Origin of the sequence: Duganella sp. Root198D2 (assembly GCF_001428585.1) — a bacterium.
GTDB lineage: Bacteria > Pseudomonadota > Gammaproteobacteria > Burkholderiales > Burkholderiaceae_D > Rugamonas.
This window is the reverse complement of record NZ_LMIC01000004.1, coordinates 175,316-199,891: the sequence shown is the minus strand read 5'-3', so window position 1 is coordinate 199,891 and position 24,576 is coordinate 175,316. Positions and strand designations below refer to the sequence as shown.

General features: G+C 63.9%; 32 protein-coding genes. 16 read left to right on the top strand and 16 right to left on the bottom strand.

Annotated elements, in window-relative coordinates; genetic code table 11:
* Positions 1-10 precede the first annotated feature (10 nt).
* Genes ASE26_RS07150 through ASE26_RS07125 form a run of 6 tightly spaced genes read left to right on the top strand, consistent with a single transcriptional unit; the run spans position 11 to position 2,921 of the window.
* Positions 11-403: a DUF4398 domain-containing protein gene (locus tag ASE26_RS07150; RefSeq protein WP_055934923.1), complete on the top strand. Its 393-nt coding sequence runs from the start codon at positions 11-13 to the stop codon at positions 401-403.
* Positions 404-416: 13 nt separating this feature from the next.
* Entirely contained in the window at positions 417-1,310 is an 894-nt protein-coding gene (locus ASE26_RS07145) for an OmpA family protein (RefSeq protein ID WP_055934920.1), read from the top strand.
* 12 nt (positions 1,311-1,322) lie between these two features.
* On the top strand, positions 1,323-1,829 hold the full coding sequence (locus ASE26_RS07140) for a bacterioferritin (RefSeq protein ID WP_055934917.1): 507 nt from the start codon (positions 1,323-1,325) through the stop codon (positions 1,827-1,829).
* A 26-nt stretch (positions 1,830-1,855) separates the two neighbouring features.
* A complete protein-coding gene (locus tag ASE26_RS07135) occupies positions 1,856-2,158 on the top strand; it encodes a YqjD family protein (RefSeq protein WP_055934914.1) in 303 nt (100 codons plus the stop codon).
* Positions 2,159-2,161: 3 nt separating this feature from the next.
* On the top strand, positions 2,162-2,551 hold the full coding sequence (locus ASE26_RS07130) for a phage holin family protein (protein ID WP_055934910.1): 390 nt from the start codon (positions 2,162-2,164) through the stop codon (positions 2,549-2,551).
* Between the two features lie 10 nt (positions 2,552-2,561).
* Complete coding sequence (locus tag ASE26_RS07125) at positions 2,562-2,921, top strand: hypothetical protein (protein ID WP_055934907.1); 360 nt, start codon at positions 2,562-2,564, stop codon at positions 2,919-2,921.
* On the opposite strand, the gene ASE26_RS07120 is transcribed toward ASE26_RS07125, so the two are convergent.
* The 4 genes from ASE26_RS07120 to ASE26_RS07110 all read right to left on the bottom strand — a co-directional run bounded on the left by ASE26_RS07120 (position 2,918) and on the right by ASE26_RS07110 (position 4,585).
* Positions 2,918-3,529, bottom strand: coding sequence for a Crp/Fnr family transcriptional regulator (locus ASE26_RS07120; RefSeq protein ID WP_055934903.1), 612 nt, complete (start codon positions 3,527-3,529; stop codon positions 2,918-2,920). The two genes, ASE26_RS07125 and ASE26_RS07120, sit on opposite strands and share 4 nt — an antisense overlap.
* Positions 3,530-3,607: 78 nt before the next feature.
* Positions 3,608-3,955: a hypothetical protein gene (locus ASE26_RS07115; RefSeq protein ID WP_055934900.1), complete on the bottom strand. Its 348-nt coding sequence runs from the start codon at positions 3,953-3,955 to the stop codon at positions 3,608-3,610.
* Positions 3,956-3,970: 15 nt separating this feature from the next.
* On the bottom strand, positions 3,971-4,123 hold the full coding sequence (locus tag ASE26_RS29715; protein ID WP_082507486.1) for a DUF3309 domain-containing protein: 153 nt from the start codon (positions 4,121-4,123) through the stop codon (positions 3,971-3,973).
* A gap of 12 nt (positions 4,124-4,135) precedes the next feature.
* Positions 4,136-4,585: a glycine zipper 2TM domain-containing protein gene (locus tag ASE26_RS07110; RefSeq protein ID WP_055934899.1), complete on the bottom strand. Its 450-nt coding sequence runs from the start codon at positions 4,583-4,585 to the stop codon at positions 4,136-4,138.
* 156 nt (positions 4,586-4,741) lie between these two features.
* On the opposite strand from ASE26_RS07110, the gene ASE26_RS07105 reads away from it, so the two are divergent.
* Positions 4,742-5,053: a BON domain-containing protein gene (locus ASE26_RS07105; RefSeq protein WP_055934896.1), complete on the top strand. Its 312-nt coding sequence runs from the start codon at positions 4,742-4,744 to the stop codon at positions 5,051-5,053.
* An 18-nt stretch (positions 5,054-5,071) separates the two neighbouring features.
* Positions 5,072-6,142 carry an AI-2E family transporter gene (locus tag ASE26_RS07100; protein WP_055934894.1) on the top strand — a complete coding sequence of 357 codons (1,071 nt, stop codon included), beginning with the start codon at positions 5,072-5,074 and terminating at the stop codon, positions 6,140-6,142.
* Between the two features lie 2 nt (positions 6,143-6,144).
* On the opposite strand, the gene ASE26_RS07095 is transcribed toward ASE26_RS07100, so the two are convergent.
* The 3 genes from ASE26_RS07095 to ASE26_RS30485 form a co-directional block, all read right to left on the bottom strand.
* Positions 6,145-7,020 carry a YihY/virulence factor BrkB family protein gene (locus ASE26_RS07095; RefSeq protein ID WP_055934890.1) on the bottom strand — a complete coding sequence of 292 codons (876 nt, stop codon included), beginning with the start codon at positions 7,018-7,020 and terminating at the stop codon, positions 6,145-6,147.
* A gap of 94 nt (positions 7,021-7,114) precedes the next feature.
* Positions 7,115-8,164 (bottom strand): OmpA family protein, encoded by a 1,050-nt coding sequence (locus ASE26_RS07090; RefSeq protein WP_055934887.1) that lies wholly within the window; start codon positions 8,162-8,164, stop codon positions 7,115-7,117.
* 250 nt (positions 8,165-8,414) lie between these two features.
* The gene (locus tag ASE26_RS30485; RefSeq protein WP_057245846.1) at positions 8,415-8,666 is read right to left on the bottom strand and encodes a hypothetical protein; all 252 of its coding nucleotides are present in this window, start codon (positions 8,664-8,666) and stop codon (positions 8,415-8,417) included.
* Between the two features lie 231 nt (positions 8,667-8,897).
* Here ASE26_RS30485 and ASE26_RS07080 point away from each other — a divergent pair, with 231 nt between their 5' ends.
* From ASE26_RS07080 to ASE26_RS07070, 3 genes are all read left to right on the top strand, one after another.
* Positions 8,898-9,533, top strand: coding sequence for a winged helix-turn-helix domain-containing protein (locus ASE26_RS07080; RefSeq protein WP_229207240.1), 636 nt, complete (start codon positions 8,898-8,900; stop codon positions 9,531-9,533).
* A gap of 93 nt (positions 9,534-9,626) precedes the next feature.
* Entirely contained in the window at positions 9,627-10,523 is an 897-nt protein-coding gene (locus tag ASE26_RS07075; RefSeq protein WP_057245892.1) for a zinc-dependent peptidase, read from the top strand.
* Positions 10,524-10,542: 19 nt separating this feature from the next.
* Positions 10,543-11,736: an ATP-binding protein gene (locus tag ASE26_RS07070; RefSeq protein ID WP_057245844.1), complete on the top strand. Its 1,194-nt coding sequence runs from the start codon at positions 10,543-10,545 to the stop codon at positions 11,734-11,736.
* On the opposite strand, the gene ASE26_RS07065 is transcribed toward ASE26_RS07070, so the two are convergent.
* Both ASE26_RS07065 and ASE26_RS07060 read right to left on the bottom strand, forming a co-directional pair.
* Positions 11,696-12,958, bottom strand: a complete 1,263-nt coding sequence (locus ASE26_RS07065) for an HD domain-containing phosphohydrolase (RefSeq protein ID WP_055934879.1) — start codon at positions 12,956-12,958, stop codon at positions 11,696-11,698. The two genes, ASE26_RS07070 and ASE26_RS07065, sit on opposite strands and share 41 nt — an antisense overlap.
* Positions 12,955-14,385, bottom strand: a complete 1,431-nt coding sequence (locus ASE26_RS07060; protein ID WP_055934877.1) for an ATP-binding protein — start codon at positions 14,383-14,385, stop codon at positions 12,955-12,957. Before ASE26_RS07060 ends, ASE26_RS07065 begins: the two co-directional genes overlap by 4 nt.
* A 123-nt stretch (positions 14,386-14,508) precedes the next feature.
* Here ASE26_RS07060 and ASE26_RS07055 point away from each other — a divergent pair, with 123 nt between their 5' ends.
* Both ASE26_RS07055 and ASE26_RS07050 read left to right on the top strand, forming a co-directional pair.
* Positions 14,509-15,045 carry a hypothetical protein gene (locus ASE26_RS07055; RefSeq protein WP_057245843.1) on the top strand — a complete coding sequence of 179 codons (537 nt, stop codon included), beginning with the start codon at positions 14,509-14,511 and terminating at the stop codon, positions 15,043-15,045.
* Positions 15,046-15,212: 167 nt separating this feature from the next.
* A complete protein-coding gene (locus ASE26_RS07050) occupies positions 15,213-15,572 on the top strand; it encodes a hypothetical protein (protein WP_055934871.1) in 360 nt (119 codons plus the stop codon).
* A gap of 8 nt (positions 15,573-15,580) precedes the next feature.
* Here the strand turns inward: ASE26_RS07050 and ASE26_RS07045 are convergent, their stop codons facing one another.
* The 7 genes from ASE26_RS07045 to ASE26_RS07015 form a co-directional block, all read right to left on the bottom strand.
* Positions 15,581-16,480: a universal stress protein gene (locus ASE26_RS07045; protein ID WP_055934868.1), complete on the bottom strand. Its 900-nt coding sequence runs from the start codon at positions 16,478-16,480 to the stop codon at positions 15,581-15,583.
* A gap of 9 nt (positions 16,481-16,489) precedes the next feature.
* On the bottom strand, positions 16,490-16,867 hold the full coding sequence (locus ASE26_RS07040; protein ID WP_055934865.1) for a TraR/DksA family transcriptional regulator: 378 nt from the start codon (positions 16,865-16,867) through the stop codon (positions 16,490-16,492).
* Positions 16,868-16,921: 54 nt separating this feature from the next.
* The gene (locus tag ASE26_RS07035; protein WP_055934862.1) at positions 16,922-17,380 is read right to left on the bottom strand and encodes a hypothetical protein; all 459 of its coding nucleotides are present in this window, start codon (positions 17,378-17,380) and stop codon (positions 16,922-16,924) included.
* The gene (locus ASE26_RS07030; protein ID WP_057245841.1) at positions 17,377-18,177 is read right to left on the bottom strand and encodes a hypothetical protein; all 801 of its coding nucleotides are present in this window, start codon (positions 18,175-18,177) and stop codon (positions 17,377-17,379) included. Before ASE26_RS07030 ends, ASE26_RS07035 begins: the two co-directional genes overlap by 4 nt.
* A gap of 72 nt (positions 18,178-18,249) precedes the next feature.
* Positions 18,250-19,032 (bottom strand): 2-oxo-tetronate isomerase, encoded by a 783-nt coding sequence (gene otnI / locus ASE26_RS07025; RefSeq protein ID WP_055934856.1) that lies wholly within the window; start codon positions 19,030-19,032, stop codon positions 18,250-18,252.
* A 95-nt stretch (positions 19,033-19,127) separates the two neighbouring features.
* Entirely contained in the window at positions 19,128-20,549 is a 1,422-nt protein-coding gene (locus tag ASE26_RS07020) for a DEAD/DEAH box helicase (RefSeq protein ID WP_082507484.1), read from the bottom strand.
* 152 nt (positions 20,550-20,701) lie between these two features.
* Positions 20,702-21,484 carry an inositol monophosphatase family protein gene (locus ASE26_RS07015; RefSeq protein ID WP_055934854.1) on the bottom strand — a complete coding sequence of 261 codons (783 nt, stop codon included), beginning with the start codon at positions 21,482-21,484 and terminating at the stop codon, positions 20,702-20,704.
* Positions 21,485-21,635: 151 nt separating this feature from the next.
* Here ASE26_RS07015 and ASE26_RS07010 point away from each other — a divergent pair, with 151 nt between their 5' ends.
* The 3 genes from ASE26_RS07010 (at position 21,636) to ASE26_RS07000 (ending at position 24,567) form a co-directional block, all read left to right on the top strand.
* Positions 21,636-22,397: an RNA methyltransferase gene (locus tag ASE26_RS07010; RefSeq protein ID WP_057245839.1), complete on the top strand. Its 762-nt coding sequence runs from the start codon at positions 21,636-21,638 to the stop codon at positions 22,395-22,397.
* A gap of 68 nt (positions 22,398-22,465) precedes the next feature.
* Positions 22,466-22,963, top strand: a complete 498-nt coding sequence (locus ASE26_RS07005) for a hypothetical protein (RefSeq protein WP_057245837.1) — start codon at positions 22,466-22,468, stop codon at positions 22,961-22,963.
* Positions 22,960-24,567 (top strand): GMC family oxidoreductase, encoded by a 1,608-nt coding sequence (locus ASE26_RS07000; protein WP_055934845.1) that lies wholly within the window; start codon positions 22,960-22,962, stop codon positions 24,565-24,567. The genes ASE26_RS07005 and ASE26_RS07000 overlap by 4 nt, the downstream gene beginning before the upstream one ends.
* Positions 24,568-24,576: the final 9 nt, after the last annotated feature.

Here is a 24,576-nt window from a genome sequence, read left to right as displayed (position 1 = left end):
GAGAACAACAATGGATTCGCTGAATCGCCTGTCACTGTTGACTACCGCCTGCGCCGCTTGCGTGATCGCGTTGGCTGGTTGCAGCAGCATGAAGACCCCGGCCACGGCCGAAGTAGCATCGTCGCGCACGGCAGTGGAAGCCGCAGCCTCGACTGGCGCACCGGAACTGGCTCCGGCCGAGATGGCGGCAGCGCGCGACAAGATGCTGCGCGCCAACCAGGCGCTGGCAGCCAAGGATTACCGCACCGCCCAGGACCTGGCACAACAGGCGCAGGCCGACGCCAAGCTGGCGCAAAGCAAGGCCAGCAGTGCCAAGGCCACCGAGGCCGCCAATCAACTGCAAGACGATATCCGTGTGCTGCGCGAAGAACTCGATCGCGCCAACAGCACCATGACTCGCTGAGAAAGGAGCCACCATGTTCAAGCCAAACTTCAAACCTGTTGCACTGGCAGCGGCCTTGGCCCTGGCAGCCTGCAGCACCACCCCGACCACCACTGGTGAGCTGGAAACCGCGCGTGCCAACTATGCCCAGGCGCAGGGCAACCCGATCGTGGCCAAGTACGCCATAGCCGAGCTGGCGGCCGCTACCCGCGCCATGGACCAGGCCAATACCGCCGCCGCGCGCAACGAAAGCTTGGCCGAGATCGACAAGCTGGCCTATATCGCCAAGCAGAAGACCGCCAGCGCCGAAGAAGTCGCGCGTGCCAAGTCTGCCGAAGACCAGGTGAAGGACGCCGCCACCCAGCGTGACCAGGTGCGCCTGCAGGCCCGCACCGCGGAAGCCGAAGCGGCCCAGCGGCGTGCCGAGCAGGCGCGCATGGATGCCGAGAACGCGCAGAACCAGGCCGCCAGCGCCGAAGCCGCCACGCGCGAGGCCCAGTCCCGCGCCGCTGCGCTGGCCGCCGCGCTGTCCGAGCTGCAAGCCAAGCAGACCGAACGCGGCATCGTCATCACCTTTGGCGATGTGCTGTTCAATGTCGACCAGGCCAACCTGACTTCGCAGGGCATGGCAGTGGCCCAGCGCCTGGCCGATGTGCTGCGCGATAACCCGGACCGCACCGTGCTGGTCGAAGGCTTTACCGATAGCACCGGCAGCGATGCCTACAACCTGCAGCTGTCGCAGCGGCGCGCCGAGGCGATCCGCGTGGCGCTGGGCCAGATGGGCGTGGCGCGCGCGCGCATCGAAACGCGCGGCTACGGCGAAGCCTACCCGGTGGCCGGCAATGCCACGGCCGGCGAACGCCAGATGAACCGCCGGGTCGAGATCGTGTTGTCCGAAGCGGGCCGCCCGATCACTTACCGCCGCTAACGAGGAGTTTCCATGATCGATAAAAATGCGATCCGCGCGGCAGCCCGCAATATGGCCGACGGTCCGGTGACCGAAGGCTATAAGGGCAACCGCGCGCAGGTGCTGCAGATGCTGAACGAAGCGCTGGCCACCGAGCTGGTCTGCATCCACCGCTACAAGCGCCACTACTACATGGTGACCGGCCTGTCGAATGCTTCGATCAAGGCCGAGTTCCTGGAGCATGCGACGCAGGAGCAGGAGCATGCCGACTGGCTGGCCGAGCGCATCGTCCAGCTCAATGGCGAACCCGATTTCAATCCAGCAACGTTGCTCGACAGGAGCCATGCCGAGTATGATGACTCAAGGGAGGTGCAAGCAATGGTACGGGCCAACCTGGTGGCAGAACGGGTGGCAATCGAGAGCTATCGCCAGATGATCGAACTGATTGGCGACAGCGACCCGACGACCAAGCAACTCTTGACGCAAATCATGGCGGTAGAGGAAGAACACGCCGACGATATGCGAGACCTATTGGCCTGAATCACTGACGAAAGAGGAGTCCTATCATGCTGGAACAGAACATCAGTACCGTCAACAACGATGTAAAAACGCTGGTCAAGGATGCGCAAGCCCTGTTTACTGCCGCTACCGCGCTGACCGGTGAAAAAGCCGACGAGTTGCGTGGCCGCGGCATGAAAGCGCTCGATAGCGCCCTGGCCAAGGCGCATGAAGCCCAGGCCAGCGCAGTGGCCGGCGCCAAGCAGGCGGCCGCTTCGACCGACGCCTACGTCAAGGAAAATCCATGGCGTTCCATCGCCGTGGCTGCCGGCGTGGGCCTGCTGGTCGGCGTTATCCTCGGCCGCAAATAAGCGATGTCGGCCGAGAACCAGGCACCACCACCACCGCCCGGCCTGATCGCCTCAGTGGCCGGGCTTGCCAAAAACTGCCTGCACCTTTTACTGTCGCGCCTGGAACTCGCAGCCCTCGAGCTGACCGAGGTGCGCGACACGGTGCTGCAATTGTCCATCGTGTTTGCCGTGGCCCTGCTGGCTGCCTGGTTCGCCATTGCGTTCGGCACGGCTACCCTGATCTACCTGTGCTGGGAGGCGATGGGCTGGAAAATCCTGCTGGTACTGGCGCTTGCCTTTTCAGTGTTGGCAATCGGCCTGGTGCTGTGGGGACGCCGCCTGGTGCGGCAAGGCAAACTGGGCTTGTCGGCGACCATGGCGGAACTCAAGTCCGACCGCGACATGCTGCTTTGAAAGGGAAAACATGGCGTCCAGACAGGAATTACAGGCGCTTGCCGTCGCCAAGGAAAGGCTGGTGCGGGAAGGGGAGTTGTACCGCCTCAGCACGCTGCGCTCCAAGCATGAAGTGATCCATGCCCTGCAGCCGCAAGCCTTGCTGCATGGGGCGGTGGACCAGGCCATCGGCACGCTGCAGTCGCGCCTTGGCGCTTTCATCGGCCAGGGCGGCGGCTTGTCCGGCATCAGCTTCAAAACCGTGCTGCCGTATGCGGTGACGGTGGGTTCGTGGATTGCCCGCAAGCGCTTGTGGAAACCGGCTGCGGCGGCCGGGGTACTGGCGGCAGTGGGCGCCTGGTGGCTGATGCGGCGCAAGCCCGAGGCTTAAGGCGTTTTGCGCAGGCGCGACATGTACTGCGTCGTGATGCCGAGGTAAGAGGCCAGCGCGCGCTGGGTAATGCGCTGTTCCAGGCCGGGGAACTGGCTGCGGAACGCTTCCAGCCGCGCTTCCGCCGAATTGTGGCTGCGGATCTGCAGGTTGGCCGCATAGCGGCGGATGCTGCATTCGATAATCTTCAGGTAATACTCGTGCACGAAGCCATGCTCGGCCTTGTGGCGCTGCATGGCCATCCAGTCGATGCGCCAGGCCTCGACCGCGGTCTCGGCGACGAAGAATTCCAGCGCCGGTTCCCCTTGCAGGCCGCCCATCATATCGCTGTGCGAACCGGTGTTCTCGCCTTCGGTGATGAAGCCCAGGGTCAGGTCTTCGCCGGCAACGGAAATATGGCCGCGCCGCGCCACGCCACTGGAAATCCAGTAGTAGTGGGTGGCGCGCGCGCCGGCCTCCTGCAGCATGGTGCCCTTGCGCACGTGGACCGGGGTCACGTGCGGAGCGCTCAGCTCGGTATAGCGGTCGTAGAGTGCAACACCGATGCCCAAGCGCTGGACGGTTGTGGCCCGGTGTTGCTCTCTTTGTAATTGGTATGCATGTGGCATGCTCGCATCATACCTGACCTGGCGCAAGGTCAGGATGACTTTTTATGCTGCGACCATAACTGCTGGTTGTCCGCTTGCTTATTTACCACTAGTCTCGAAAGTACGCGACAGGTCGCGCGAGGCCAGGTGGATCTGGCGTGCGTTGGCCATATCCGCCTGGGCAATAGTGCGCGCTTCCTTCACGCAGTCACTGTTTGCGCCAGCCCCTTGCTGCTTGCAGGCTTCCAGGGCTTCGCGCAGGGCCGCGTTGATTTCCTTGCGCAGCGTGGCAAGCTGGGCCGCTTCAGTGCGGTCCGGCCTGGTCCAGCGCGGCGGGTCGCCGCGCTTGAGTTCTTGCTGTTGCTGCCGTGCAACTTCAGGCGGCGTGACCTGGGCGCCGGCCAGCCCGCACAGGGCCAGCGCCGCAACGCCAATCAGCTTTTTCATGATGTTGCTCCTTCGCTAGAGCCTGCCGGTCAGCAGCAGGATGAGCAGGACGACTACAATCAGGCCGGCAACGCCGCTGGGGGCATAGCCCCAGTTGCGGCTATGCGGCCAGGTCGGCAGGGCGCCAATGACAAGCAGCACCAGCACAATCAGCAGAATGGTGGCCATGGCTACCTCCCGTTAATAACGATACACCCGGCCATCGACCATGCGCACGCGCGTGCCGACCCGCAGGTCGTAGGCGCTGTCCTGGTTGATGGTGCGGTAGTCGCCGTTATCCAGGCGCACGCTGATCTGGTACACATCGCGCGGCATGTTGCGGCTCTCTTCGACACGGTTGCCGATCACGGCACCGCCAATGGCGCCGGCGGCGGTGGCCGCGGTACGGCCGGAGCCGGAGCCGATCTGGCTGCCGGCCAGGGCGCCCAGCAAGCCGCCGGCAACAGCGCCGGCCCCGCTGGTGGCCGGGTCAACGCGTACCACGCGGATCGAGTCCACCGTGCCATACGTCGAGATATCAGCCTGCGAGGAATAGTCGGTGGACTGGGGATAGGATGAATTACTGGCGCAGCCGGCCGACAGTGCGGCCACCGCCACCATCATCGCTGCCAGGGATACAGTCGGTTTCATGATGCCTCCTCCTGTGGGTGGGATTAGGCGCAGCTTAGGGCGCGCTGCGCGTGCTCGTCTGTGCGATTCCGCACAATGTTCGCTGGCGAACAGATAACTGCCCCTGTTAGCTGGACACTAGTGCCCGGAACACCCACCACACATAGGAGAAGCGCCATGAAACTCGCACATAAATTCGCTACTGCCGTGTTCGTTGCATCCACCCTCGGCCTGGCTGGCTGCGCCTCGACCCCAACCCAGGAAAGTGTCGGCGAATATGTCGACGACTCTGCACTGACGACCAAGGTCAAGGCCAGCATCTTCAACGAGCCATCGCTGAAGTCGACGGAAATCAATGTCGAAACCTTCAAAGGCACCGTGCAGCTGAGCGGCTTTGTGGCCCAGCCTGCCGACATCACCCGCGCCGGCGAAATCGCACGCGGCGTGAAAGGTGTCAAAGAAGTCAAGAACGACATCCGCGTCAAATAAACGCGGGTGGCATGGCTCATGCGCCTGGCGCAGACCATCCTTGCCACTGTCGCCTTCCTGTACGCCTTGCAGTGGGGCCGGGGCTTCCTCGTGCCCCTGCTGCTCGGCATCCTGCTGGCCTACACGCTTAATCCGCTGGTAGCCTGGCTGGAGCGCGTGCGCGTACGGCGTGCGCTTGGCACCACGCTGGTCACCTTCGCCATCCTGGTTGGCGGTGCGGTGACGGCGGAGAAGGTGCACGTCGAATTTTCCAACATCATCGAAGAACTGCCGGATGCCGGCCGCAAGTTTTCGCGCCTGGTGGCGTCGACCACCACGGGCAAGGACAGCACGCTGAAACGCATCCAGGACGTCGCCACCCAGATCGAGCAAGCCACGTCCGGCAAACCGGCCACGCCGCCGCGCAAGGCGGTAGCCGTGGTGACGCAGGACGGCGGCCATATCAAGGTGATCGACTGGGTCTGGGCCGGCTCGCGCGGCCTGCTGTCTTTCCTGAGCCAGGCCACCATGGTGGTGTTCCTGGTGTTTTTCCTGCTGCTGTCCGGCGACACCTTCAAGCGCAAGCTGGTCAAACTGGCCGGGCCCTCGCTGACGCGCAAGAAGGTCACGCTGCAGATCCTGGACGAGATCAACAGCTCGATCCAGGGCTATATGTTCATGCTGCTGGTGACCAATGTGCTGCTGGCGCTGCTGATGTGGCTGGCCCTGCACTTTATCGGCCTGGAAAACGCCGGCGCCTGGGCCATCGTGGCCGGCCTGCTGCACCTGATGCCGTATTTCGGCCCCTTGCTGATCGTGTGCGCGCTCAGCGTCGCCTCCTACCTGCAAACGGAATCGCTGCAAATGGTGGCGCTGGTGGCACTGGCGTCGATTGCCATCGCGACCCTGGTCGGTACCGTGATTGCCACCTGGATGACCGGCCGCATCGCGCGCATGAATGCCGCCGCCGTGTTCGTCAGCCTGCTGTTCTGGGGCTGGCTGTGGGGCGTATGGGGCTTGCTGCTGGGCGTACCGGTGGTGGTGATCGTCAAGGTCGTGGCGGAAAAAGTCGAGGGCATGGAGGTGGTTGCCGAACTGCTTGGCGAGTGAGCTTATTGCCGGTGCCGCAGGCTGCCAAGCTGGAGCGCATACTGGCGCGCGAATTCGGCGCCAAGGAAGAACACCTGGGCCGAGTAATAGACCCAGAGCAGTACCGCGATCAGCGATCCGGCAGCGCCGAAGCTGTCGGTCACGCCGCTGTTGCCGATATACACGCCGATGGCGTATTTGCCGAGCGTGAACATGGCAGCTGTGCCGAGGGCGCCGATCACCACGTCGCGCCAGGACAGCTTCACGCGCGGCAGCATCTTGTAGATCACGCCGAACAGGGCGGAAATCACGAAGAAGCTGATGACCTGGTTGAGGACGGTCAGCAGCAGCGCGGCATCCTGCCAGTAGGCGCCCATTTTTTTCTCGGCGAAGGCGAGGGCGGCGCTGACCACCAGCGATACCAGCAGCAGGAAGCCCAGCACCAGTACCATGCCGAAGGACAGCAGCCGGGTGCGCACGGTATCCCAGATGCCGCTGCCTTGCGCGGGCGGCAATTGCCAGATTTCGTCAAGGCTGCCTTTCAGTTCGGTGAACACACTGGTGGCGCCGAACAGCAGCAGGGCGCCGGCGATGATGGTGGCGATCACGCCTTGTGTTTCATTGGTGGCGCCCGACAGGATCAGCTGGATCGCTTCCGCTCCCTGGCTGCCTACCAGGCCGCGCAACTGGAAGAACAGTTCGCCCTGCGCCGCCTCCTTGCCGTAGAACAGGCCGGCAATGGCAATCACCAGCACCAGGATCGGCGCCAGCGAAAACAGGGTGTAGAAGGCGAGCGCGGCACCCTTGCTGCTGGCGCGGTGCTCGAGCCATTCGGTGATGGCGCACCAGCCGACGGCAGGCAGTTTTTTTGCGATGTGGGGCAGGCGTCTCCAGCTCATGGGGCAAGCTTACGCGCGCAGTGGCCAGCTGACGGTGCGCCGGGGCACAAAAAAAGGGACCTGAAGGTCCCTTTCCAGACTGCCTTGGCAGTGATTACTTGACGCGGCGTTCCGCGGTCACGTTGTCGATGTCGACGCGACGGTTTGGTTCCAGGCACTTGATCAGGTCAGCGCGCTTCATCTTCTTGTCGTTGCACTGAACCACTGGCTGGGACTTGCCCTTGCCTTGCGCGGTCAGGCGGGAAGAATCAACACCTTTGCTGACCAGGTAGGTCTTGACAGCTTCAGCGCGGCGCTCGGACAGCTTCTGGTTGTACTTGTCGGAACCCAGGCGGTCGGTGTGGCCGGTGATGACCACGTTGTTGACCGATTTGTCTTCGCTCAGCAGCTTGGCCATGTCGTCCAGCTTAGGCTGTTCCGGTGCCAGGTTGGCGCTGTCGAAGGCGAACAGCTCATTGGCGGACATGGTCACTTTTTCGAACTTCGGTGCTGGCGGCGGAGTCACCACTGGCGCTACGACCGGCGCAGGGGTTGGCTCGGCAACAACTGGCGCGACCGGTACCGGAGCCGGGGCTGGCTGTGGTGCTGGGCCCAGCAGGTAGTTCAGCGAGAACATCAGGTATTTGTTGTTCGACTTCGAGAGGGCGAACTCGTCGCCGCGGATGAAGCCGTGCACGTTGCGCAGGTCAGCTTGCAGGAACAGGCGGTCGGTGATGTTCGACTGCAGGCCTACACCAACGGAGACGAACGGGGAATTGCGCTTTGGTTCAGCCAGGCTGTTCGCTGCGGTGAACACATCGCGTTCCATGCCGGCACCAACCAGCAGGAATGGACGTACCGACTTGCGGGTCAGCATATACAGGCCGTCAACGCCCAGGGTTTTCTGGCCGTAGCGGGAGCCGAACTTCTTGGTGGCAGCGTGGGTGGCGTTGAATTGCAGGTCCCACTGTTCATTCAGGGCCTTGCCCAGCTTCAGGCCGTAAGCGCCGTCGTACTTGTCGATGCCCCAGTCACCGTCAGGGCGGAACGCGCCAGCGCCAGCGCCGACGTACCAGTTTTGGTTGAGCAGGGTGTCCTGCGCCGAAGCGGCGAACGAAGCCGACAACATCGCAGCGGCGATGGCGATATTCTTAATCTTATTCACTAGAAAACTCCCGTTGTTTGAGTAGCAAAGTCGCAAAAAAAAGTTGCGCGACTCCCTTTCCCAGCGGTGATGCATTGCTGTGGGTTCAGTTTAGGCGGCGTTAACCGCGAGTATCAGTGCGTTGGCGCACATTTGGCTTGAAGTATAGCAAGTATGTAGCATTTATACAACATATACCTTATTTCACTATTGAAATTCCCGTCAAGCCGCCACCTAAACGGGTATAGGTGGCGGTTGGTTGACTGAATGACTATTTTTTTTCAGGTTCCGGCGGCGGGGTCTGCGGCGCCACGATCACCGTGTCGCCCCCCGGCTTGCCTGGCTCGCCTTGCGGCCCAGGCGTTCCCGGATCACCTTGCGGGCCCGATGGCCCCGGCGGCCCCGGCACGACAGCTGGCGGCGGCGCCGGCTCCACGACTGGCGGCGGGTTGTTGGTCACGGTCTTTTCGCAGGCGCTCAGGCCCACCAGGGCCAGGGCTGCGAGCAGGACTGGATATTTCATGATCGTTCCTCTCTGGTTGGTTGATGCCGGGTCCAGCATAGGTCGCTGTCGGGTTTCTACTCTGTTCGGGAACACACACAGGAAAGCCTTGTCTAAACCCAGGACGCACCCAAGATTGGCAAATAGCCAATGTTTGTGCGTTTGTATGTTCGTTGCCGCACAGACCGATGAGTCGCAGGCAGGCACTCTGGAGCCTGCGAATCCACCCTGGCTTCTACAAGGAGTGTTCAAATGCACGCAATCAGAGAATCGTCCCATGGCCTCGAAATCGAAGCTACCCTGGAGCTGCCGGCACCATTGCCGGCTGTGCCTGCCCGTCCACGCCTGGCGCTTGTCGAGCGTCCCGGTCCCGTGTCGGAGCGCAAAGCCCTGTCGCTAGCCCCGATCGAGCGCGTCCGCTCCACCTCGGCAACCCTGCGCCGCATTGAAAATATGCAAAAGTTGGTGGCGGAACTACAAAACCACGAAATGCTGGCCGACGAGATCGCCTGGTTCCTCAAATTTTCGCCCTCTGGCGCCCGTAAGTACATCCGCGACCTGCGCGAAGCAGGCGTGATCGAACTGGCTCGCTATATAGAAGGCACGGCAACCTACCTGGGCAAGGCGGTATACCAGCTGACCCCGGATGCCGAACGCGTGCAAGCCTTCCTGGCCGCGATCGCCCAGCCCAAGCGCGAAGGTGCGCCACCGCGCAAGGAGCGCCCCAGCCTGCGCGAGCAGAGCATGGCCGGCAATGGCCGTCATTTCCATATCCTGGCCGACGACACCCATTACGCCATCCGCGTCAACCGGGCTCCGGTTCAGCGCGACCCGCTGGTGGCAGCGCTGTTTGGCGCCCCGAGCTCCATGCAAAAGGCCATGCCTTAAGCCGGAACAGTGATAAGCTTCCATTGATGGCATGTTGAAATGCCATTAACCAGCCCCATCTGTGGCGGAACGAGTTCTGTTATGGACGGCATCATGGACGCTTGGGTTTTGCTTATTTTGACGGCGCTGGGTATCGCGGCGCCGCTCGTATATCCACGCTGGAGTTTGCGACGGGCGCTGGCCCGGCCGCTGGCTGTCGCCGAGCAGGCTGCGCTCGAGCGCAGCATTCCCTTCTACCGCCAGCTGGCGCCTGATCTGCAGCGCCAGTTGCAACGCATGGTGGTGCAGTTCCTGCACCAGAAAAAATTCGTCGGTTGCGCCGGGCTCGAGGTCAGCGATGTGATGCGCGTCACGATCGCGGCCCAGGCTTGCCTGCTGCTGCTGAACAAGCCGAGCAGGGTTTATCGCGCCCTGCACACGATCCTGGTCTACCCGGGCGCCTTTGTCGCCCGGCGCGATGAGGTGGAGGCGGGCGGCGTGGTGACTCCCGGGCGCCGGCAGATGCTGGGCGAATCGTGGAGCGACGGCCGTATCGTGCTGTCGTGGGACGATGTCGAACGCGGCACGCTGGACTGGCAGGGCGGCAACAACGTGGTGCTGCACGAATTTGCCCACCAGCTCGACAGCGAATCGGGCAGCAATAACGGCGCCCCCTACCTGGGCAGCCCGGACAGCTACCGCAGCTGGTCGGAGGTGCTGTCGCGCGACTACGCCAACCTGCGCCACGCAGCCTGGCTGGGCCGGCAGGACAGTGTGCTGGACCATTACGGCGCCACCAGCCCGGCCGAGTTCTTTGCCGTGGTCACCGAAACCTTCTTCACGCGGCCGTGGCAGTTGGCCGAGCGCCATGCGGCCTTGTACGGCGAGCTGCAAAAGTACTACCGGGTCGATCCGCGCGACTGGCTGGCGGCGCCGCCGCCGCCGGCGCCGGAACCGGCCTTCCTGGCGATGCCAATGCCCGTGCGGTCGTTCGCCTGGGCCGACTGGTAAGGAGACTGCGAAGGCGCCCATGGAATTCGAAGACTTCGATTTCATCACCAGCGAAGCGCCGGCCCGCGCCAGCGAACCGGCCGATCCGCTGCAGCGCCTGAAATACCTGGTCGACAACACCCCGGCCATCATCTACAGCACGGTGCCGAGCGGCGACTTCAAGATGACCTTCGTCAGCGCCAATGCGCTGAATGTACTGGGCTACCGGCCGGCGGAAATGGTGGCCGACCCCAATTTCTGGTTCGACCATATCCACCCCGACGACGCGCCGAACATTTTTTCCAGCCTGGCGCAGATCTTCACCGAAGGCGAGAAAGCCTACGAGTACCGCTTCCGCACGGCCGACGGGCGCTACCTGTGGATGCACGACAAGCTGCGCCTGATCCGCGACGAGCAGGGCGCGCCGCTCGAGGTGATCGGTTCCCTGACCGATATCACCGACCGCAAGGAAATGGAAGAAACCCTGCTGCAGGCGCAGAACATGGCCTCGATCGGCCAGCTCGCCGCAGGCGTGGCGCACGAGATCAACAACCCGGTAGGCTTCGTTACCTCCAATATCGGCACCCTGAAAAGCTATGCCGATACCCTGTTCGAGCTGGTCGAGCACAGCGCTACGGCGGAGCAGCGCAGCCAGGCCGATTTCGACTTCATGAAAGAAGATACCGCGGCCTTGCTGCGCGAATCGATGGATGGCTTGCACCGCGTACGCGACATCGTGCAGGCGCTGAAGGACTTCTCGGAGCTGGGCGAGAGCCATTGGCAGCAAACCGACGTGCACGAAGGGCTGGACGGCACGCTGCACAGCCTGGCCAACGAGCTGCGCTTCAAGGCCAAGGTCGACAAGCACTATGGCAAGCTGCCGCCGGTGCATGGCCTGCCTGGCCAGTTGAACCAGGTGTTCCGCAACATCCTGTTGAATGCGATCCAGGCCTTGCCGGCCCAGGGCATCATCCGCATCGTGACCGGTGCCGACCGCGAAGGCGTGCATGTGCGCATCCAGGATAACGGCGTCGGCATCCCGCCCGAGAACCTGGGCCGCATTTTCGACCCCTTCTTCACCACCAAGCCGGTGGGCAGCGGCACCGGCCTGGGTCTCTACCTGGCTTACGGCATCGTCAGCAAGCATGGCGGGCGCATCAATGTTATTTCCGAGCCCGGCAAGGGTTCGGCGTTTACCGTGTATTTGCCATTGCGCTCCGCTGAACCCAGATAGGCAGGCGGTGGCCGCTCTTTTTTTCGAAGTCCTGCAGCTGCTGGATCATGCGTTCATTGAGCACATGGTCGGAGGCGAGCAGCATCAGGCCGTCGCGGCTGACCACGTCGCGCGATAGCACCATGCCCGGCACCAGTTCGCCGGACAGCAGTTCGACATCGGTGCTTTCCAGTGCGCCGCGCGCGCCGCCGTCAACCACCTGGCGGAAGGCCTGCACCACCTGCGGGTCGTAGCGCTTGCCGCTGCCGTCCATCACCAGCGACTTGGCTTCTTCCTGCTTCAGGTGGCGCTGCACCAGGGCGCCCTGCTGCAGGTTGTAGTAATCGATCGCCAGCGTCAGGATGCGCGAGCCGATCGGGATCGCAAAGCCGGCCAGCCGGTCCGGATAGCCCTGGCCGTCGAAGCGCTCCATCTGGTGGCGCACGATGGCGGCGACGCCGGCCATGTCGGTCAGCGGCATCAGCAACTGCGCGCCCGACACCGGGTGCTTGCGGAACAGCGCCAGGTCGGCGCCTTGCAGCATGGTCATCGGGGTGCGCAGCATCTCGTCGGAAAAGCCGATGCGGCCAAGGTCGTGCAGCAGGGCGGCGATGAAGATATCCTGCACCTCGTTCATATCGAGCTTGAGCTGGGTCGCCATCTTGCGCGCCAGGTCGGCCACCTGGCGCGTCTGGCCGGTCTGGCCCGTGCCGCGTGCTTCGGCGATGCTGGACAGGATCTTGATGGTGGTCAGGAAATTGGCCTTGAGCTGGCGCGTGCGCTCTTCGACCTTATGTTCCAGGCCGGCGTTGAGCGACTTCAGCTCTTCGTTCTGCTTGACCGTCAGCGCTTCCAGGCGCTGCTTTTCCAGCTCGAGCTGGTGGCGTTCCAGCGCGTGGCGCACGATCAGCAGGATGTCGTTGTCGTCCCAGGGTTTGGTGATGTAGCGGTAAATCTCGCCGCAGTTGATGGCGTCCTGGATGGACTGCACATCGGAGTAGCCGGTCAGCAGCAGGCGCACGGTATTGGGCCAGCGTTCGCGCACCTGGGCCAGGAAGCGTGCGCCGTCCATTTCCGGCATGCGCATATCGGAGATCACCAGGTCGATCGGCTGCTGCTCCAGCAATTCCAGTCCCTGCGCGCCGCTGATGGCCGTCAGCACCTCGTAGCCTTTGCCGCGGAACAGGCGGCGCAGGGAGGAGAGGATGTTCGGCTCGTCGTCGACACACAGGATGGTCATCATTGGGGGGCTTCCTTCTGCTCGTTGGGAGGACGTTTCTTGGGCAGGGTGACGCGGAATGTCGTGCCCTGGCCGAGGGTGGACTGGACCTCGATCCGGCCCTGGTGCTTTTGCACGATGCCGTAGGACAGGGACAGGCCAAGGCCGGTGCCTTTGCCGACTTCCTTGGTGGTGAAGAAGGGATCGAAAATGCGGCCCAGGTTATCCGGCGCGATGCCGCTGCCGTTGTCGGACACGCTGAACCAGACTTGCTCGCCATCGCAGCCGGTGCGGATTTCGATGCGTCCGCGCATCGAGCCAATGGCGTGGGCGGCGTTGACCAGCAGGTTCATCGCCACTTGGTTGATTTGCAGCGGCAGGCATTCGATGTCCGGGATTTCGCCGTACTCGCGCACCACGTCGGCCTTGTATTTGATTTCGTTGCTGACAATGTTGAGGGTGGAGTCGATGCCCTGGCGCAGGTCGGCCCAGACCCATTCCTGCTGGTTGTCGACGCGCGAGAAGTCCTTCAAGTCTTGCACGATGTGGCGCACGCGCACGATGCCTTCCTTCGACTCCTGCATCAGGGTCGGGATATCGGTGCGCAGGAAATCCAGTTCGACCTGCTCGCGCATGGCGCGCAGGCGTGCCGCCACCGCCGGGTCGACAATCGCCGCCTCCGCCTGCTGGTAGGTGTCGAGGATGGAGAACAGACTGTCCAGGTAGCTTTGCAGGGTGCCGAAGTTGGAGAAGATGTAGCCGATCGGATTATTGATTTCGTGCGCCACGCCGGCAGCCAGCTGGCCGATCGAAGCCAGCTTGTCGGACTGCACCAGTTGCTGCTGCGTGCGGCTTAGGGTTTCATTGAGCTCGGTCAGTTCGATATTGCGCCGCCGCAGCTCTTCTTCGGCGCTCTGGCGCTGGCGGATGTCTTCCGCCAGCTGGGCGGTGCGCTGGCGCACGGTCTGTTCCAGGTTGTCGTGCGCGCGCCGCAGGGCATTTTCCGCAACGCGCCGCTCGGTGACGTCGCGCAGGCTCTGGATGGCGCCCACCAGCTTGCCGTCGTGCCCGCGCAGCGGCGCCGCCGTCGATTGCAGCCAATGCCCGGCCGCACCCAGGTTGGGAAAGAAGTCCTCTTCCTCATAGGCGCCGTCGATCAGCGAAGAGGACTTGTACTTGTCGCGGAAGTTGCGGTCGGTGGCGGGGTCGATATTGTCCACAATCAGGTCGGCCAGCAAGGGACGCGGCTTGGTGTAGAAGGCTTGCCAGTGCTGGCGCGTGCCCACCATTTCATGCGTGCCCCAGCCCAGCAGGTGTTCGCAGGCCTTGTTCCAGTGGGTGATGACGTGGTCGACGTCAATGACGAAGGTCGCAACGGGGTGACCGTCCAGCAGTTCGGACAGTGCGATCGCCGTGCGTTCGGCAGTCCTTTCGTTGTAGAAGCTACTCATGTCAAAGTGGCATCTGATGTGGACGAACTGATTATACGGCGGGAAATAGAAAAGGTGCGCGTGCGATAGCTAACAGTCATAAAAGCGCAGCTTAGGCAGGCTAGGGCTTTTGGAGGAAACAACATGGCCACCATCATTGCAGGACATTTCCAGTTGCAGGAAACCGCGCTTGACGTATGCGAAGCATTCAAGGCGGCCGGTTTCGCTGCCGGTCGCGTCACCAACTTCTTCAACAACCCACCCGGGCAGCACAATGTGATCCCGACCGGCGGCGACCGCGCCGAGTCGCCGGGCGCCAGGCAGACCCCGCAAGCAGTGGCCAAGGGGGAGGTGACCGGCGCCGCCATCGGTGCGGCAGCCGGGGCGGCAGCCATTCCGCTGGCCGGGCCGCTGGGGCCGGTGCTGGGTGGGCTGGTCGGCGCCCATGTAGGCTCACTGTACAGCTTTTCTGAAATGAAGGAAAAAAATGAATCGGGTCCGCCACCGCGCCACTCCGGCATGATGGTCGCCGTGGCCGTGGCCGTGGACGAGGGGCAGGAAGCGCGCGCGATTGAACTGATGCGCCAGCAGGGCGCCGAAAAGATCGAGCGCGCCCAGGGCCTCATCGAGAACGGCGACTGGAAAGATTTCGATCCCTTGTCAGTCCCACAATTTGTTTAAGCGCCCTGTTGCGGAATGCAAACGCCCCCTGCGCGAAAAGTAATTTTCGGTATGATAGTTGCTACAATAAAAGCAGCGAACTAGACGTGGATCATGACCACGCCGTGCCGTCCAGTACATCATCTGCCACAAGAGCTAGCGCTTTTGTTCTGAGGGGGAGAGGGCCAATGACACAGGCATGGGTAGTACTTTCGCGGCCGGACCGGCGCGATGTTTCGGCGCCGACCGAAGCCCAACTGGTGGCGGCACTGTCGGACGTGTACGGCGGCAAGATCCACGGCCCCGACGGCATTCCCGGCAGCGCCACCCTGAAGTTCGGCTACGACGATGGCTTGATGTACCAGGTCGAGGTCGGCCAGGACGGCGGTGTGCGCTACGAAGAGTGGTCGGACCGCGATTGCGAGCTTGCCCTCGCCACGCCGCGCCATATGAGCTGCAAGCAGGAAGATGCGCTGCAGATCTGGAAGTGGCTGGCCTTGCGCCAGGTGGCCAAGATCCGCAACCAGGCCTGGCTGTCCGGCGGCTGACGGCGCGTTCAATGCGACATCAGCAGCGGCAGCGTCATCGTGTCAAGCACGCTGCGCGTAACGCCGCCCAACAGCGTTTCACGGAAACGCGAATGGCCGTACGCCCCCATCACCAGTAAATCGCAATCGCGCTCGCTTGCCAGGGCCAGCAATTGTTCGCCGACGTTGCCGGGACGCTTCAGCAGGCCGTGGCGCTCGCTTTGTCCCAGGACCAGTTTCGCCAGCACGCCGTGCCGCTCGAGCCAGGCCAGCACGTCGGTGCCGGGCGGATCGCCGAACACGCCGGGCCGCGCATCGGCGTCGTAGATGGCCACGGTGACGCTGTCGGCGCGGCGCAGCAGCGGCAGCGCATCCTGTAGCGCGCGGCCCGCTTCGCGGCTGGCATTCCAGGCGACCAGGATGTGGCGCGCCGGCGCCGGGCCGCCCGGGCTGGCCACGCCGTCGCTGGTGACGGCAATGGCAGACGAGGTGCGCGCGGCAAATGGCAGCACCAGTACCGGCTTGCCGCTGCCGGCCAGGACTTCGGCCGGCACGTCGGGGCCGCGCCCGTTTGGCGCCAGCTGGCCGAGAATCACCAGGTCGGCATGGCGCGCCATCAGGCTCAGGCCGGTGGCCGCTTCGTCGTCGAGGATGCGCTGTTCGAACGATTGCACGCCCAGCTTCTGCAGGCGCGGTGCGAATTCGGCCAGCGCATGGCTGGCGCGCTCGCGCAGGATGGCGAGGTGGCGCGCCAGGTTGGGGTCGTTGTCGTCCACCGTTTCGTTCTGGTACAGGAAGCGCGAAATGCCGGTGGTGGCGACGCCCACCACATGCGCCCCTTCCTGCAGCGCGAGTTCGGCCGCCAGCAGGATGCGCGCTGCGCTGTGGGGCGCATCGTCAACATGCACCAGGATAGTTTTGTAGGCCATGGCTTGCTCTCAGCGCAGGGCCGCCGTCGCTTTCTCCAGCCGCGTCTGGCAGGCGATGCACAGCGGCGCTTCGGGCCGCGCATTCAGGCGCGAGAAGGGGATCTCGTTGCCGCAGTTGTCGCACAGGCCGTAGCTGCCTTCGTCGATCTTGGCCAGGGCGTGGCGAATACTGCTGAGCTGTGCCTGTTTGTGCTCGTCGGCTTCCAGTTCGAGCTGGTTCAGGGTGCGATTGCTGGCGCTGTCTGCCGGCGAGGTTTCGATTTCCTCGACCGCCGGAACACGCGCCAGCTCGCCGTCCATGCGGCCGGCAAGCTGCTGCAAAAGTGCTAGCTTGCGTTGCTCCAGCGCGGCTTGCAATGATGCAAGCTGATCCGGCGACAGGCCCATGGCGGTCTCCACGAATTCATTGTTCGGAAGACCATTGTATGCCTGCTGCGTTATTTACGCACTCTCGCGTGCATGCCGTGCGGCGAGCTGTTTTTTCAGGCTTTCCAGCGGCGCCAGCAAGTGTTCCGGGCGCGCCGCGGCAATCGCCGCTGCCACGGCCAGCAAGTCGGCGCTGATGCCGGCCAGCTCCTTGACGCGCTCGATGCGGCGGATGGTTGCGCGCGTTTCGGCGGCCAGGCGCAGCAGCTCGGGCAAGGTGACGCCCATCCCTTCCAGCGAGTGGCTGGCGGCGTCGACATACAGGCTATTGGCTTGCTGGCGCAGCGCGACTTCATTTTCGAACAGGGCCTGGGCGGCGCCCTGCGTGAGCGGCGCGGCGCCGCCATTGCCGCCCTCCAGCCGCTGCTGCTGGCGGATGCCGCGCATGATGCGCTCGTGCAGTTCGTCGGCGCTGGCGGACAGGCTGTCGGCCAGCGTTTCCAGGTCGTGCGGCAGGGCGGCAGTAAGGCTCATGGCTGGGCTCCTTTGGCGATGGCGGATGGGATGGCGGCGGCCGGCAGCGGATCGAGGCCGCGATACAGGGCCGCATGGCGTTCGCGGATGGCCTCGATGTTTTGCGAGGCCAGCGTGTGGCGCAGGCCGAGCAGGCGGTATTCCTTCGACTTCTCCTGCTGGTGCGAGCGCGCCAGTGCCGCCAGCAGGCGGTCGCGCGGCGCCTCGGCGTAGGGGATTTCCACTTCCAGCATGCCGAGCACGATGCGCTGCTCGTTGTCGTGGTTCTTATTGAAGTAGCGCAGCAGGGTGTCCATCGCATCCAGCGTGCCTTGCAGCGGCTCATAGCCTTCGCGCAGCATGGCTTGCACGGCCTGGTCCTGCGCGCGGGCGGTGGCGGCGCGCAGCAGCAGGCGCAGCAGGCCCGAGTAGGCGTTGACGTGGCGGTCGCTCAGGCCGGTATCGGGCCAGGCCTTGATGCTGGCGGACATTTGCTTGACCTGGTCGCCGTACTGGAAAGTGTCGCCACCGGCCAGCGCGCCAAGCGCCCGCAGGTAGGTGGTGGCCGCAGTATGCAGGGCGATGAAATCGGGATAGGCGTCGCGGCGCTTGCGGTCGAGCGCCTCTTCGCGCTGGATGGCCGCGGCGCCAAGGTAAGGCTGCTCGCGCTGGTAAGTGTCGCGGAAGCGTTGGCTGAGGTCGTTGAATCCCGCCAGCTTGGGCGCGTCAGCGGCGAGGGCGCGCACTTCCTGCAGGCGCGGATTGCTGGCGCAGGCCGCCAGAAGCAGGCACAACAGAATGCACAGGCAGCGTTTCATGATGGGTCTCCTCGGGCGGCAGAGACCATCTTGCACCTCGGCGCTGGCGGCGCGTTTGCGCCAGCGCAAAGGTCAGGCGCGAAGGTGCGGTTCGAGCCAGGCCAGGCTGTCTTCGGTACGCGCGCTCGGCACGTATTCGCAGCCGATCCAGCCCCGGTAGCCCAGTTCGTCAAGCAGGTCGAACAGGAAAGGGTAGTTGATTTCACCGGTGCCCGGTTCATGGCGGCCCGGCGTGTCGGCCAGCTGCAGGTGGCGGATATTGGGCAGGCAGGCGCGGATGGTGTTGGCCAGTTCGCCCTCCATGCGCTGCATGTGGTAGATGTCGTACTGCAGGAACAGGTTCGGGCGCGCGGCGTCGGCGATGATGTCGAGCGCCTGCCGGCTATGGTTCAGGAAGTAGCCGGGAATATCGAAGTGGTTGATCGGCTCGATCAACACCTCAATGCCGTGCGGTGCGAACTGGTCGGCAGCGTATTGCAGGGAACGGATATACGCCTCGCGCGCACGTTCGGGCGCCAGTCCGCCGGGCAGGATGCCGGCCATGCAATGCACGCGCGGCGTGCCCAGCTCCCGGGCGTATTCGAGTGCCATGCCGACGCTGTCCTGGAATTCCTCGAAACGGCGTGGATCGCAAGCCATGCCGCGTTCGCCCGCCTGCCAGTCGCCCGGCGGCAGGTTGTGCAGCACCAGTTGCAGCTGGTGGCGCTGCAAGCGTTGCCTGATCTCGTCGGAATCGAAGGCGTAAGGGAAAAGGAATTCCACGCCCTTGAAACCCGCCGCATGCGCCAGCCCGAAGCGCTCGATGAACGGCGCTTCGGTGAACAGCATGGACAGGTTGGCAGCGAACTTAGGCATGCCGCAGATTATAAATGTCCACCATGGGGTCAGGAACAGAAGTGGACATTTTTTCTCGGAATGTCCACTTCCGTTCCTGACCCCAAGACGGACATTTAACGTGGTGGGCGGTTGCGCGGGGCGTTGGATGGGCGGGAACCGCTTGGGCTGCTGCCTGGACGGGCGTCGCGACGGATGCCGGCTGGAGCGGCGCCGCGCGGGGCGCTGCCGTTGCCGTTGGCGGCGACACGTGGCTTGCCCTGGCCGTTCTGGCCGCGGTTGCCGCCGCCGTTGCCGTTACCGCCACCGCCACCGGCGCGCGGCGGGCGGTTCTGGTGGTGGCCGACGCCGCTGCGCAACTGGATCGGCTGTGCCTTGGCATTCGGATCCGGTTCGAAGCCTTCGATCACTTCGCGCGGCAGCGTTTGCTTGATCAGGCGCTCGATGTCACGCAGCATGCTGTGTTCATCGACGCACACCAGCGACACGGCTTCGCCCTTGGCGCCGGCGCGGCCGGTGCGGCCGATACGGTGCACATAATCTTCCGGTACATTCGGCAGGTCGTAGTTGACCACGTGCGGCAGCTGGTCGATGTCGATGCCGCGCGCGGCGATATCGGTGGCGACCAGGCACTGCAGCGTGCCATCCTTGAACTCGGCCAGCGCACGGGTACGCGCGGTCTGGCTCTTGTTGCCGTGGATCGCCATGGCTTTCACGCCATCGCGCCCCAGCTGTTCGACCAGCTTGTTGGCGCCGTGCTTGGTGCGGGTAAACACCAGCACCTGCGTCCAGGCGTGGGTGCGGATCAGGTGCGACAGCATCGGGTGCTTCTTGTCGCGGTCGACCGGGTGGATTTTCTGCGAAATGATTTCCACCGTCGAATTGCGGCGTGCCACTTCGATGGTTTTCGGCTGGTCCAGCAGGCCGTCGGCCAGCGCCTTGATCTCGTCGGAGAAGGTGGCCGAGAACAGCAGGTTCTGGCGCTTCGGCGGCAGGGCGGCCAGGACTTTGCGGATGTCGCGGATGAAGCCCATGTCCAGCATGCGGTCGGCTTCGTCCAGGATCAGGATTTCCACCTTGTCCAGGTTGACGGTGCCCTGGCCCATGTGGTCCAGCAGGCGGCCCGGGGTGGCAACCAGGATGTCGACGCCGTGCTTGAGCAGCTTGATCTGCGGGTTGATGCTGACGCCGCCAAAGATCACGGCCGAATTCAGCTTGGTGTACTTGCCGTAGGTCTTGACGCTTTCTTCAACCTGGGCCGCCAGCTCGCGGGTCGGGGTCAGGATCAGGGCGCGGATCGGGCGCGGCGAGGTATTGTTCGCCAGCTTGCTGCCGAAGGCGTCGGTGGACAGGCGATGCAGGATCGGCAGCGTAAAGCCGGCGGTCTTGCCGGTGCCGGTCTGGGCGCCTGCCAGCAGGTCGCCGCCGTTCAGCACGGCTGGAATCGCCTGGCTCTGGATCGGGGTAGGGGCTGTATAGCCGGTTTCGGCGACCGCGCGCACGATGGCATCGGACAAGCCGAGATCGGAAAAAGACATAGTGTGATTATTATATAAATTATGTGGAAATTATTGCCATACGGAAACGTCGGCGCTGTACGGAGTATAACAGTAAGTCAGATTCGTTGACGCACAGCAATAACAAAAGAGGCCCCGCAGGGCCCCATTGTGTGGCGATTTTGGGCTAGTTTTTATGCAAACTCTGCCAGCAAGCCAACCATCTGGCCGAACACTTTTGGCGAGGCCGCAATGATGTGGCCGCTGTTCATATAGTTGGATTCGCCGTTGAACTCGCCCGCGATGCCGCCGGCTTCGGTGACCAGCAGGGCGCCGGCCGCGATGTCCCATGGTTTCAGGTTTTTCTCGTAGTAGCCATCGAGGCGGCCGCAAGCGACGTAAGCCAGGTCCAGGGCAGCGGAACCGGCACGGCGGATGCCGTGCGAGCGCTCAGCCATGATGGTGAACATCTTGGCGAATTCCGCAATGGCGGCCGGGCTGCCCGGCTTGTAGCCGGAAGCGAGCAGGGCGCCGCTGATGCGGTCGAGTTTGTTGACGCGGATGCGCTTTTCGTTGAGGTAGGCGCCGGCGCCCTTGGAGGCGGTAAACAGGTCGTTGCGTACCGGGTCGTAGATCACAGCCTGGGTCACCACGCCTTTTTGCTGCAGGGCGATGGAGATGCAGTACTGTGGGAAGCCGTGCATGAAGTTGGTGGTGCCGTCCAGTGGATCGATGATCCACACGTATTCGCTCTCGTCATTTACGGTGCCGGTGATGCCGGACTCTTCGGCGAAGATGGCATGGCCAGGGTAGGCTTTCAGCAGCACTTCGATAATGGCCTGTTCGGCGGCCTGGTCAACATCAGTGACGAAGTCATTGTGTTGTTTTTCAGTTACGTTGACGCGATCCAGGTCAAACGATGCGCGGTTGATCACAGCGGCGCCACGGCGCGCGGCCTTGATGGCCGTATTCAGCATTGGGTGCATACTAGCTTCCGTAAAATAGACATTGCCGCCCACGGAAACGCTTCGCGCATCCGGCAGCGGAAATGATGACAAGATTGAAAAAGAGCGGCGCGTTGTGCGGGCAAGGTAAAATGCGGCCCAACGCAGAATCCCGCTATTGTAAATGAAGCAGACCGAAACCGCATCCTCCGCCTTCCACCGCCTCCGTGTCGTTTTGGTGGAAACCAGCCGTCCGGGCAATATCGGATCGGTGGCGCGCGCTATGAAAACCATGGGGTTTTCCGACCTGGTGCTGGTCAATCCGCGCTTCGCAGGGGCCTGCCAACACGAGGAAGCGGTGGCCTTTGCCTCCGGCGCGCAGGACATCCTGGCCGCGGCGCGCATCGTGGGCAGCATGGCCGCAGCGCTGGATGGCATCAATTTCACGGCAGCCGTGTCGGCGCGGCTGCGCGAGTTTTCGCCGCCGGTGGTGACGCCGCGCGAATTCGCCGGGCAACTGGCGGCCGGCGCCGAGTTGCGCGCGGCCCTGATCTTCGGCAATGAGCGCTTCGGCCTGCCCAACGAGATCGTCGAACCTTGCAATGTGCTGGTGAATATTCCGGCCAATCCCGATTATTCGTCCCTGAACCTGGCGCAGGCGGCCCAGGTGCTGGTGTACGAGTGCCGCATGGCGGCGCTGGATGGCCAGCGCGCGGCCAGCCCGGTCGGTTTCCAGGGTGAAGCGGCCAGCGCGACGCAGATCGAGGGCATGTATGAGCACCTGGAACAGGCGCTGGTCGAGGTTGGATTCCTCGATGCCAGCAACCCGCGCAAGCTGATGCCGCGCCTGAAGCGCATGTTTGCGCGCGCCGGCCTGGAAACGGAAGAGGTCAACATCCTGCGCGGCATTGCGCGCCAGGTGCAGGCCCGCAGCCGCAAGGATTAGAGTCCTTTCTCTAGTCGGGGCGCGGCGGCGTCCTTAGAATCCCCGTATAACTATTAACAGGGGACTAAATGCAACGCAGATCATTTTTGAAAGCTGGGCTGCTGGGCGGCCTGGCGCTCGTCGCGGGCGGGGCGGTGTACCGGCAATTGCGCCCGGCGCCGGCGCAGCGTTTCGCGCTCGACGCCGAGGGCCGCGCCATGCTGGCCGTCCTGCTTCCGGCCATTATTGGCTTTACCCCCGATGCGGCCGCGCTGGAGGCCGGTATCGATCGTGTCGGTGCGGCCGTCAACGGCCTGCCGCTGCGGGTACAAAAAGAGATCAGCGACCTGTTTGGCCTGCTCTCCATGGCGCCCACGCGCCGCCTGCTGGCCGGTGTGCCGGCCTGGCCGGAGGCGACACCGGAGCAGCTGGCGGCCTTCCTGCAAAGCTGGCGCACCCACCGTACCGAGATGCTGCAGACGGCTTACCACGGCCTGCATGACCTGGTGCTTGGCGGCTGGTATGCCGAGCCTTCAAGCTGGGCGGCGATCGCCTACTCCGGCCCGATGAAGGAGCTGAGCGCATGAGCAGCCCGATCCCGGATCCGATCCAGGCCGGCATCGCCGCCGGCTGGCAAGTCATCGACGCTTCCGCTTTGCAGCAGGACCGCAGCTTCGATGCCGACGTAGTGGTGGTCGGCACCGGCGCCGGCGGCGGCGTGACGGCCGAAATCCTGGCGCAGGCCGGCCTGAAAGTGCTGATGGTGGAAGAGGGCGCGCTGAAATCGTCGAAGGATTTCAAGATGCGCGAGGCCGACGCCTATCCTTCGCTGTACCAGGATTCGGCCGCCCGCAAGACCGCCGACAAGGCGATCAACATCCTGCAAGGCCGCACCGTGGGCGGCACCACGGTGGTCAACTGGACCTCCAGCTTCCGCACCCCGGCCGACACGCTGGCCTGGTGGCAGTCGCAATACGGGCTGCGCGACTACGGCGTGGAACAGATGGCGCCGTGGTTCCAGAAGATGGAAGAGCGCCTGCACATCAACGACTGGCCGACGCCGCCGAACGCCAACAACGACCTGCTGCGCAGCGGCGCCGAAAAGCTGGGCATCAAGACCGCCCTGATCCGCCGCAACGTCAACGGCTGCTGGAACCTGGGCTACTGCGGCATGGGCTGCCCGACCAACGCCAAGCAGTCGATGCTGGTGACTACCATTCCGTCGGCGCTGGAACAGGGCGCGGTGCTGCTGACGCGCGCCCGCGCCGAGCGCTTCACGCTGGCCGGCGGGCAGGCCACGGCGCTGGAATGCGTGGCGCTGACCGCCGACGGCATGGAGCCGACCGGGCGCAAAATCACGCTCAAGGCGCGCCACTTCGTGGTGGCGGGCGGCGCGATCAATTCGCCGGCGCTGCTGCTGCGCTCCGGCGCGCCCGATCCGCACCAGCTGCTTGGCCAGCGCACCTTCCTGCACCCGGTGGTGATCTCGATGGGCCTTTACCCGCAGGCAGTGGAGGCTTTCAGCGGTGCGCCACAGACCGTGTATTCCGACCACTTCCTGCACACGCAAGCGCTCGACGGCCCGATGGGCTACAAGCTGGAAGTCGCTCCGCTGCATCCGGTGCTTGGCGCCACCACGCTGTCGGCCTACGGCGCGGCCCATGCCAAGCTGATGAAGCGCTTCGCCCATGTGCAAGGCATGCTGGCGCTGCTGCGCGACGGCTTCCACCAGGATGCCGCCGGCGGCCGCGTCACGCTGCGCAGCGACGGCTCGCCGCAACTGGATTACCCCTTGACCCCTTATTTCTGGGAAGGCGCCCGCCGCGCCCTGCTGACGATGGCGGAAATCCAGTTCGCCGCCGGCGCCGACGGCGTGAGCCCGGTGCACGAACTGGTGGCGCAGCCGTACAGGAACTGGGACGAGGCGCGCCGGTCCATCGCCGCACTGCCGATGCAAAAACTGTTGACGCGCGTGGTGTCGGCCCACGTGATGGGCGGCTGCGCCATGACGGGCGATGCCGCCAGCGGCGTCGTGGCGCCGGACGGCCTGTATCGCGGCATCGCCAACCTGTCGGTGCATGACGGCTCGCTGTTCCCGACTTCGATCGGCGCCAACCCGCAGTTGTCGATTTACGGCGTCACGGCCCGCCTGGCAAGCGGCCTGGCCGAGCGCCTGTCACGCCAGGCCTGACCAATGGTA

Excerpts from the sequence above, each read along its gene's own strand:
- ASE26_RS07150 (WP_055934923.1), top strand. The coding sequence starts at position 11 with ATGGATTCGCTGAATCGCCTGTCACTGTTGACTACCGCCTGCGCCGCT.
- ASE26_RS07145 (WP_055934920.1), top strand. The coding sequence starts at position 417 with ATGTTCAAGCCAAACTTCAAACCTGTTGCACTGGCAGCGGCCTTGGCC.
- ASE26_RS07140 (WP_055934917.1), top strand. The coding sequence starts at position 1,323 with ATGATCGATAAAAATGCGATCCGCGCGGCAGCCCGCAATATGGCCGAC.
- ASE26_RS07135 (WP_055934914.1), top strand. The coding sequence starts at position 1,856 with ATGCTGGAACAGAACATCAGTACCGTCAACAACGATGTAAAAACGCTG.
- ASE26_RS07130 (WP_055934910.1), top strand. The coding sequence starts at position 2,162 with ATGTCGGCCGAGAACCAGGCACCACCACCACCGCCCGGCCTGATCGCC.
- ASE26_RS07125 (WP_055934907.1), top strand. The coding sequence starts at position 2,562 with ATGGCGTCCAGACAGGAATTACAGGCGCTTGCCGTCGCCAAGGAAAGG.
- ASE26_RS07120 (WP_055934903.1), bottom strand. The coding sequence starts at position 3,529 with ATGCCACATGCATACCAATTACAAAGAGAGCAACACCGGGCCACAACC.
- ASE26_RS07115 (WP_055934900.1), bottom strand. The coding sequence starts at position 3,955 with ATGAAAAAGCTGATTGGCGTTGCGGCGCTGGCCCTGTGCGGGCTGGCC.
- ASE26_RS29715 (WP_082507486.1), bottom strand. The coding sequence starts at position 4,123 with ATGGCCACCATTCTGCTGATTGTGCTGGTGCTGCTTGTCATTGGCGCC.
- ASE26_RS07110 (WP_055934899.1), bottom strand. The coding sequence starts at position 4,585 with ATGAAACCGACTGTATCCCTGGCAGCGATGATGGTGGCGGTGGCCGCA.
- ASE26_RS07105 (WP_055934896.1), top strand. The coding sequence starts at position 4,742 with ATGAAACTCGCACATAAATTCGCTACTGCCGTGTTCGTTGCATCCACC.
- ASE26_RS07100 (WP_055934894.1), top strand. The coding sequence starts at position 5,072 with ATGCGCCTGGCGCAGACCATCCTTGCCACTGTCGCCTTCCTGTACGCC.
- ASE26_RS07095 (WP_055934890.1), bottom strand. The coding sequence starts at position 7,020 with ATGAGCTGGAGACGCCTGCCCCACATCGCAAAAAAACTGCCTGCCGTC.
- ASE26_RS30485 (WP_057245846.1), bottom strand. The coding sequence starts at position 8,666 with ATGAAATATCCAGTCCTGCTCGCAGCCCTGGCCCTGGTGGGCCTGAGC.
- ASE26_RS07080 (WP_229207240.1), top strand. The coding sequence starts at position 8,898 with ATGCACGCAATCAGAGAATCGTCCCATGGCCTCGAAATCGAAGCTACC.
- ASE26_RS07075 (WP_057245892.1), top strand. The coding sequence starts at position 9,627 with ATGGACGCTTGGGTTTTGCTTATTTTGACGGCGCTGGGTATCGCGGCG.
- ASE26_RS07070 (WP_057245844.1), top strand. The coding sequence starts at position 10,543 with ATGGAATTCGAAGACTTCGATTTCATCACCAGCGAAGCGCCGGCCCGC.
- ASE26_RS07065 (WP_055934879.1), bottom strand. The coding sequence starts at position 12,958 with ATGATGACCATCCTGTGTGTCGACGACGAGCCGAACATCCTCTCCTCC.
- ASE26_RS07060 (WP_055934877.1), bottom strand. The coding sequence starts at position 14,385 with ATGAGTAGCTTCTACAACGAAAGGACTGCCGAACGCACGGCGATCGCA.
- ASE26_RS07055 (WP_057245843.1), top strand. The coding sequence starts at position 14,509 with ATGGCCACCATCATTGCAGGACATTTCCAGTTGCAGGAAACCGCGCTT.
- ASE26_RS07050 (WP_055934871.1), top strand. The coding sequence starts at position 15,213 with ATGACACAGGCATGGGTAGTACTTTCGCGGCCGGACCGGCGCGATGTT.
- ASE26_RS07045 (WP_055934868.1), bottom strand. The coding sequence starts at position 16,480 with ATGGCCTACAAAACTATCCTGGTGCATGTTGACGATGCGCCCCACAGC.
- ASE26_RS07040 (WP_055934865.1), bottom strand. The coding sequence starts at position 16,867 with ATGGGCCTGTCGCCGGATCAGCTTGCATCATTGCAAGCCGCGCTGGAG.
- ASE26_RS07035 (WP_055934862.1), bottom strand. The coding sequence starts at position 17,380 with ATGAGCCTTACTGCCGCCCTGCCGCACGACCTGGAAACGCTGGCCGAC.
- ASE26_RS07030 (WP_057245841.1), bottom strand. The coding sequence starts at position 18,177 with ATGAAACGCTGCCTGTGCATTCTGTTGTGCCTGCTTCTGGCGGCCTGC.
- otnI (WP_055934856.1), bottom strand. The coding sequence starts at position 19,032 with ATGCCTAAGTTCGCTGCCAACCTGTCCATGCTGTTCACCGAAGCGCCG.
- ASE26_RS07020 (WP_082507484.1), bottom strand. The coding sequence starts at position 20,549 with ATGTCTTTTTCCGATCTCGGCTTGTCCGATGCCATCGTGCGCGCGGTC.
- ASE26_RS07015 (WP_055934854.1), bottom strand. The coding sequence starts at position 21,484 with ATGCTGAATACGGCCATCAAGGCCGCGCGCCGTGGCGCCGCTGTGATC.
- ASE26_RS07010 (WP_057245839.1), top strand. The coding sequence starts at position 21,636 with ATGAAGCAGACCGAAACCGCATCCTCCGCCTTCCACCGCCTCCGTGTC.
- ASE26_RS07005 (WP_057245837.1), top strand. The coding sequence starts at position 22,466 with ATGCAACGCAGATCATTTTTGAAAGCTGGGCTGCTGGGCGGCCTGGCG.
- ASE26_RS07000 (WP_055934845.1), top strand. The coding sequence starts at position 22,960 with ATGAGCAGCCCGATCCCGGATCCGATCCAGGCCGGCATCGCCGCCGGC.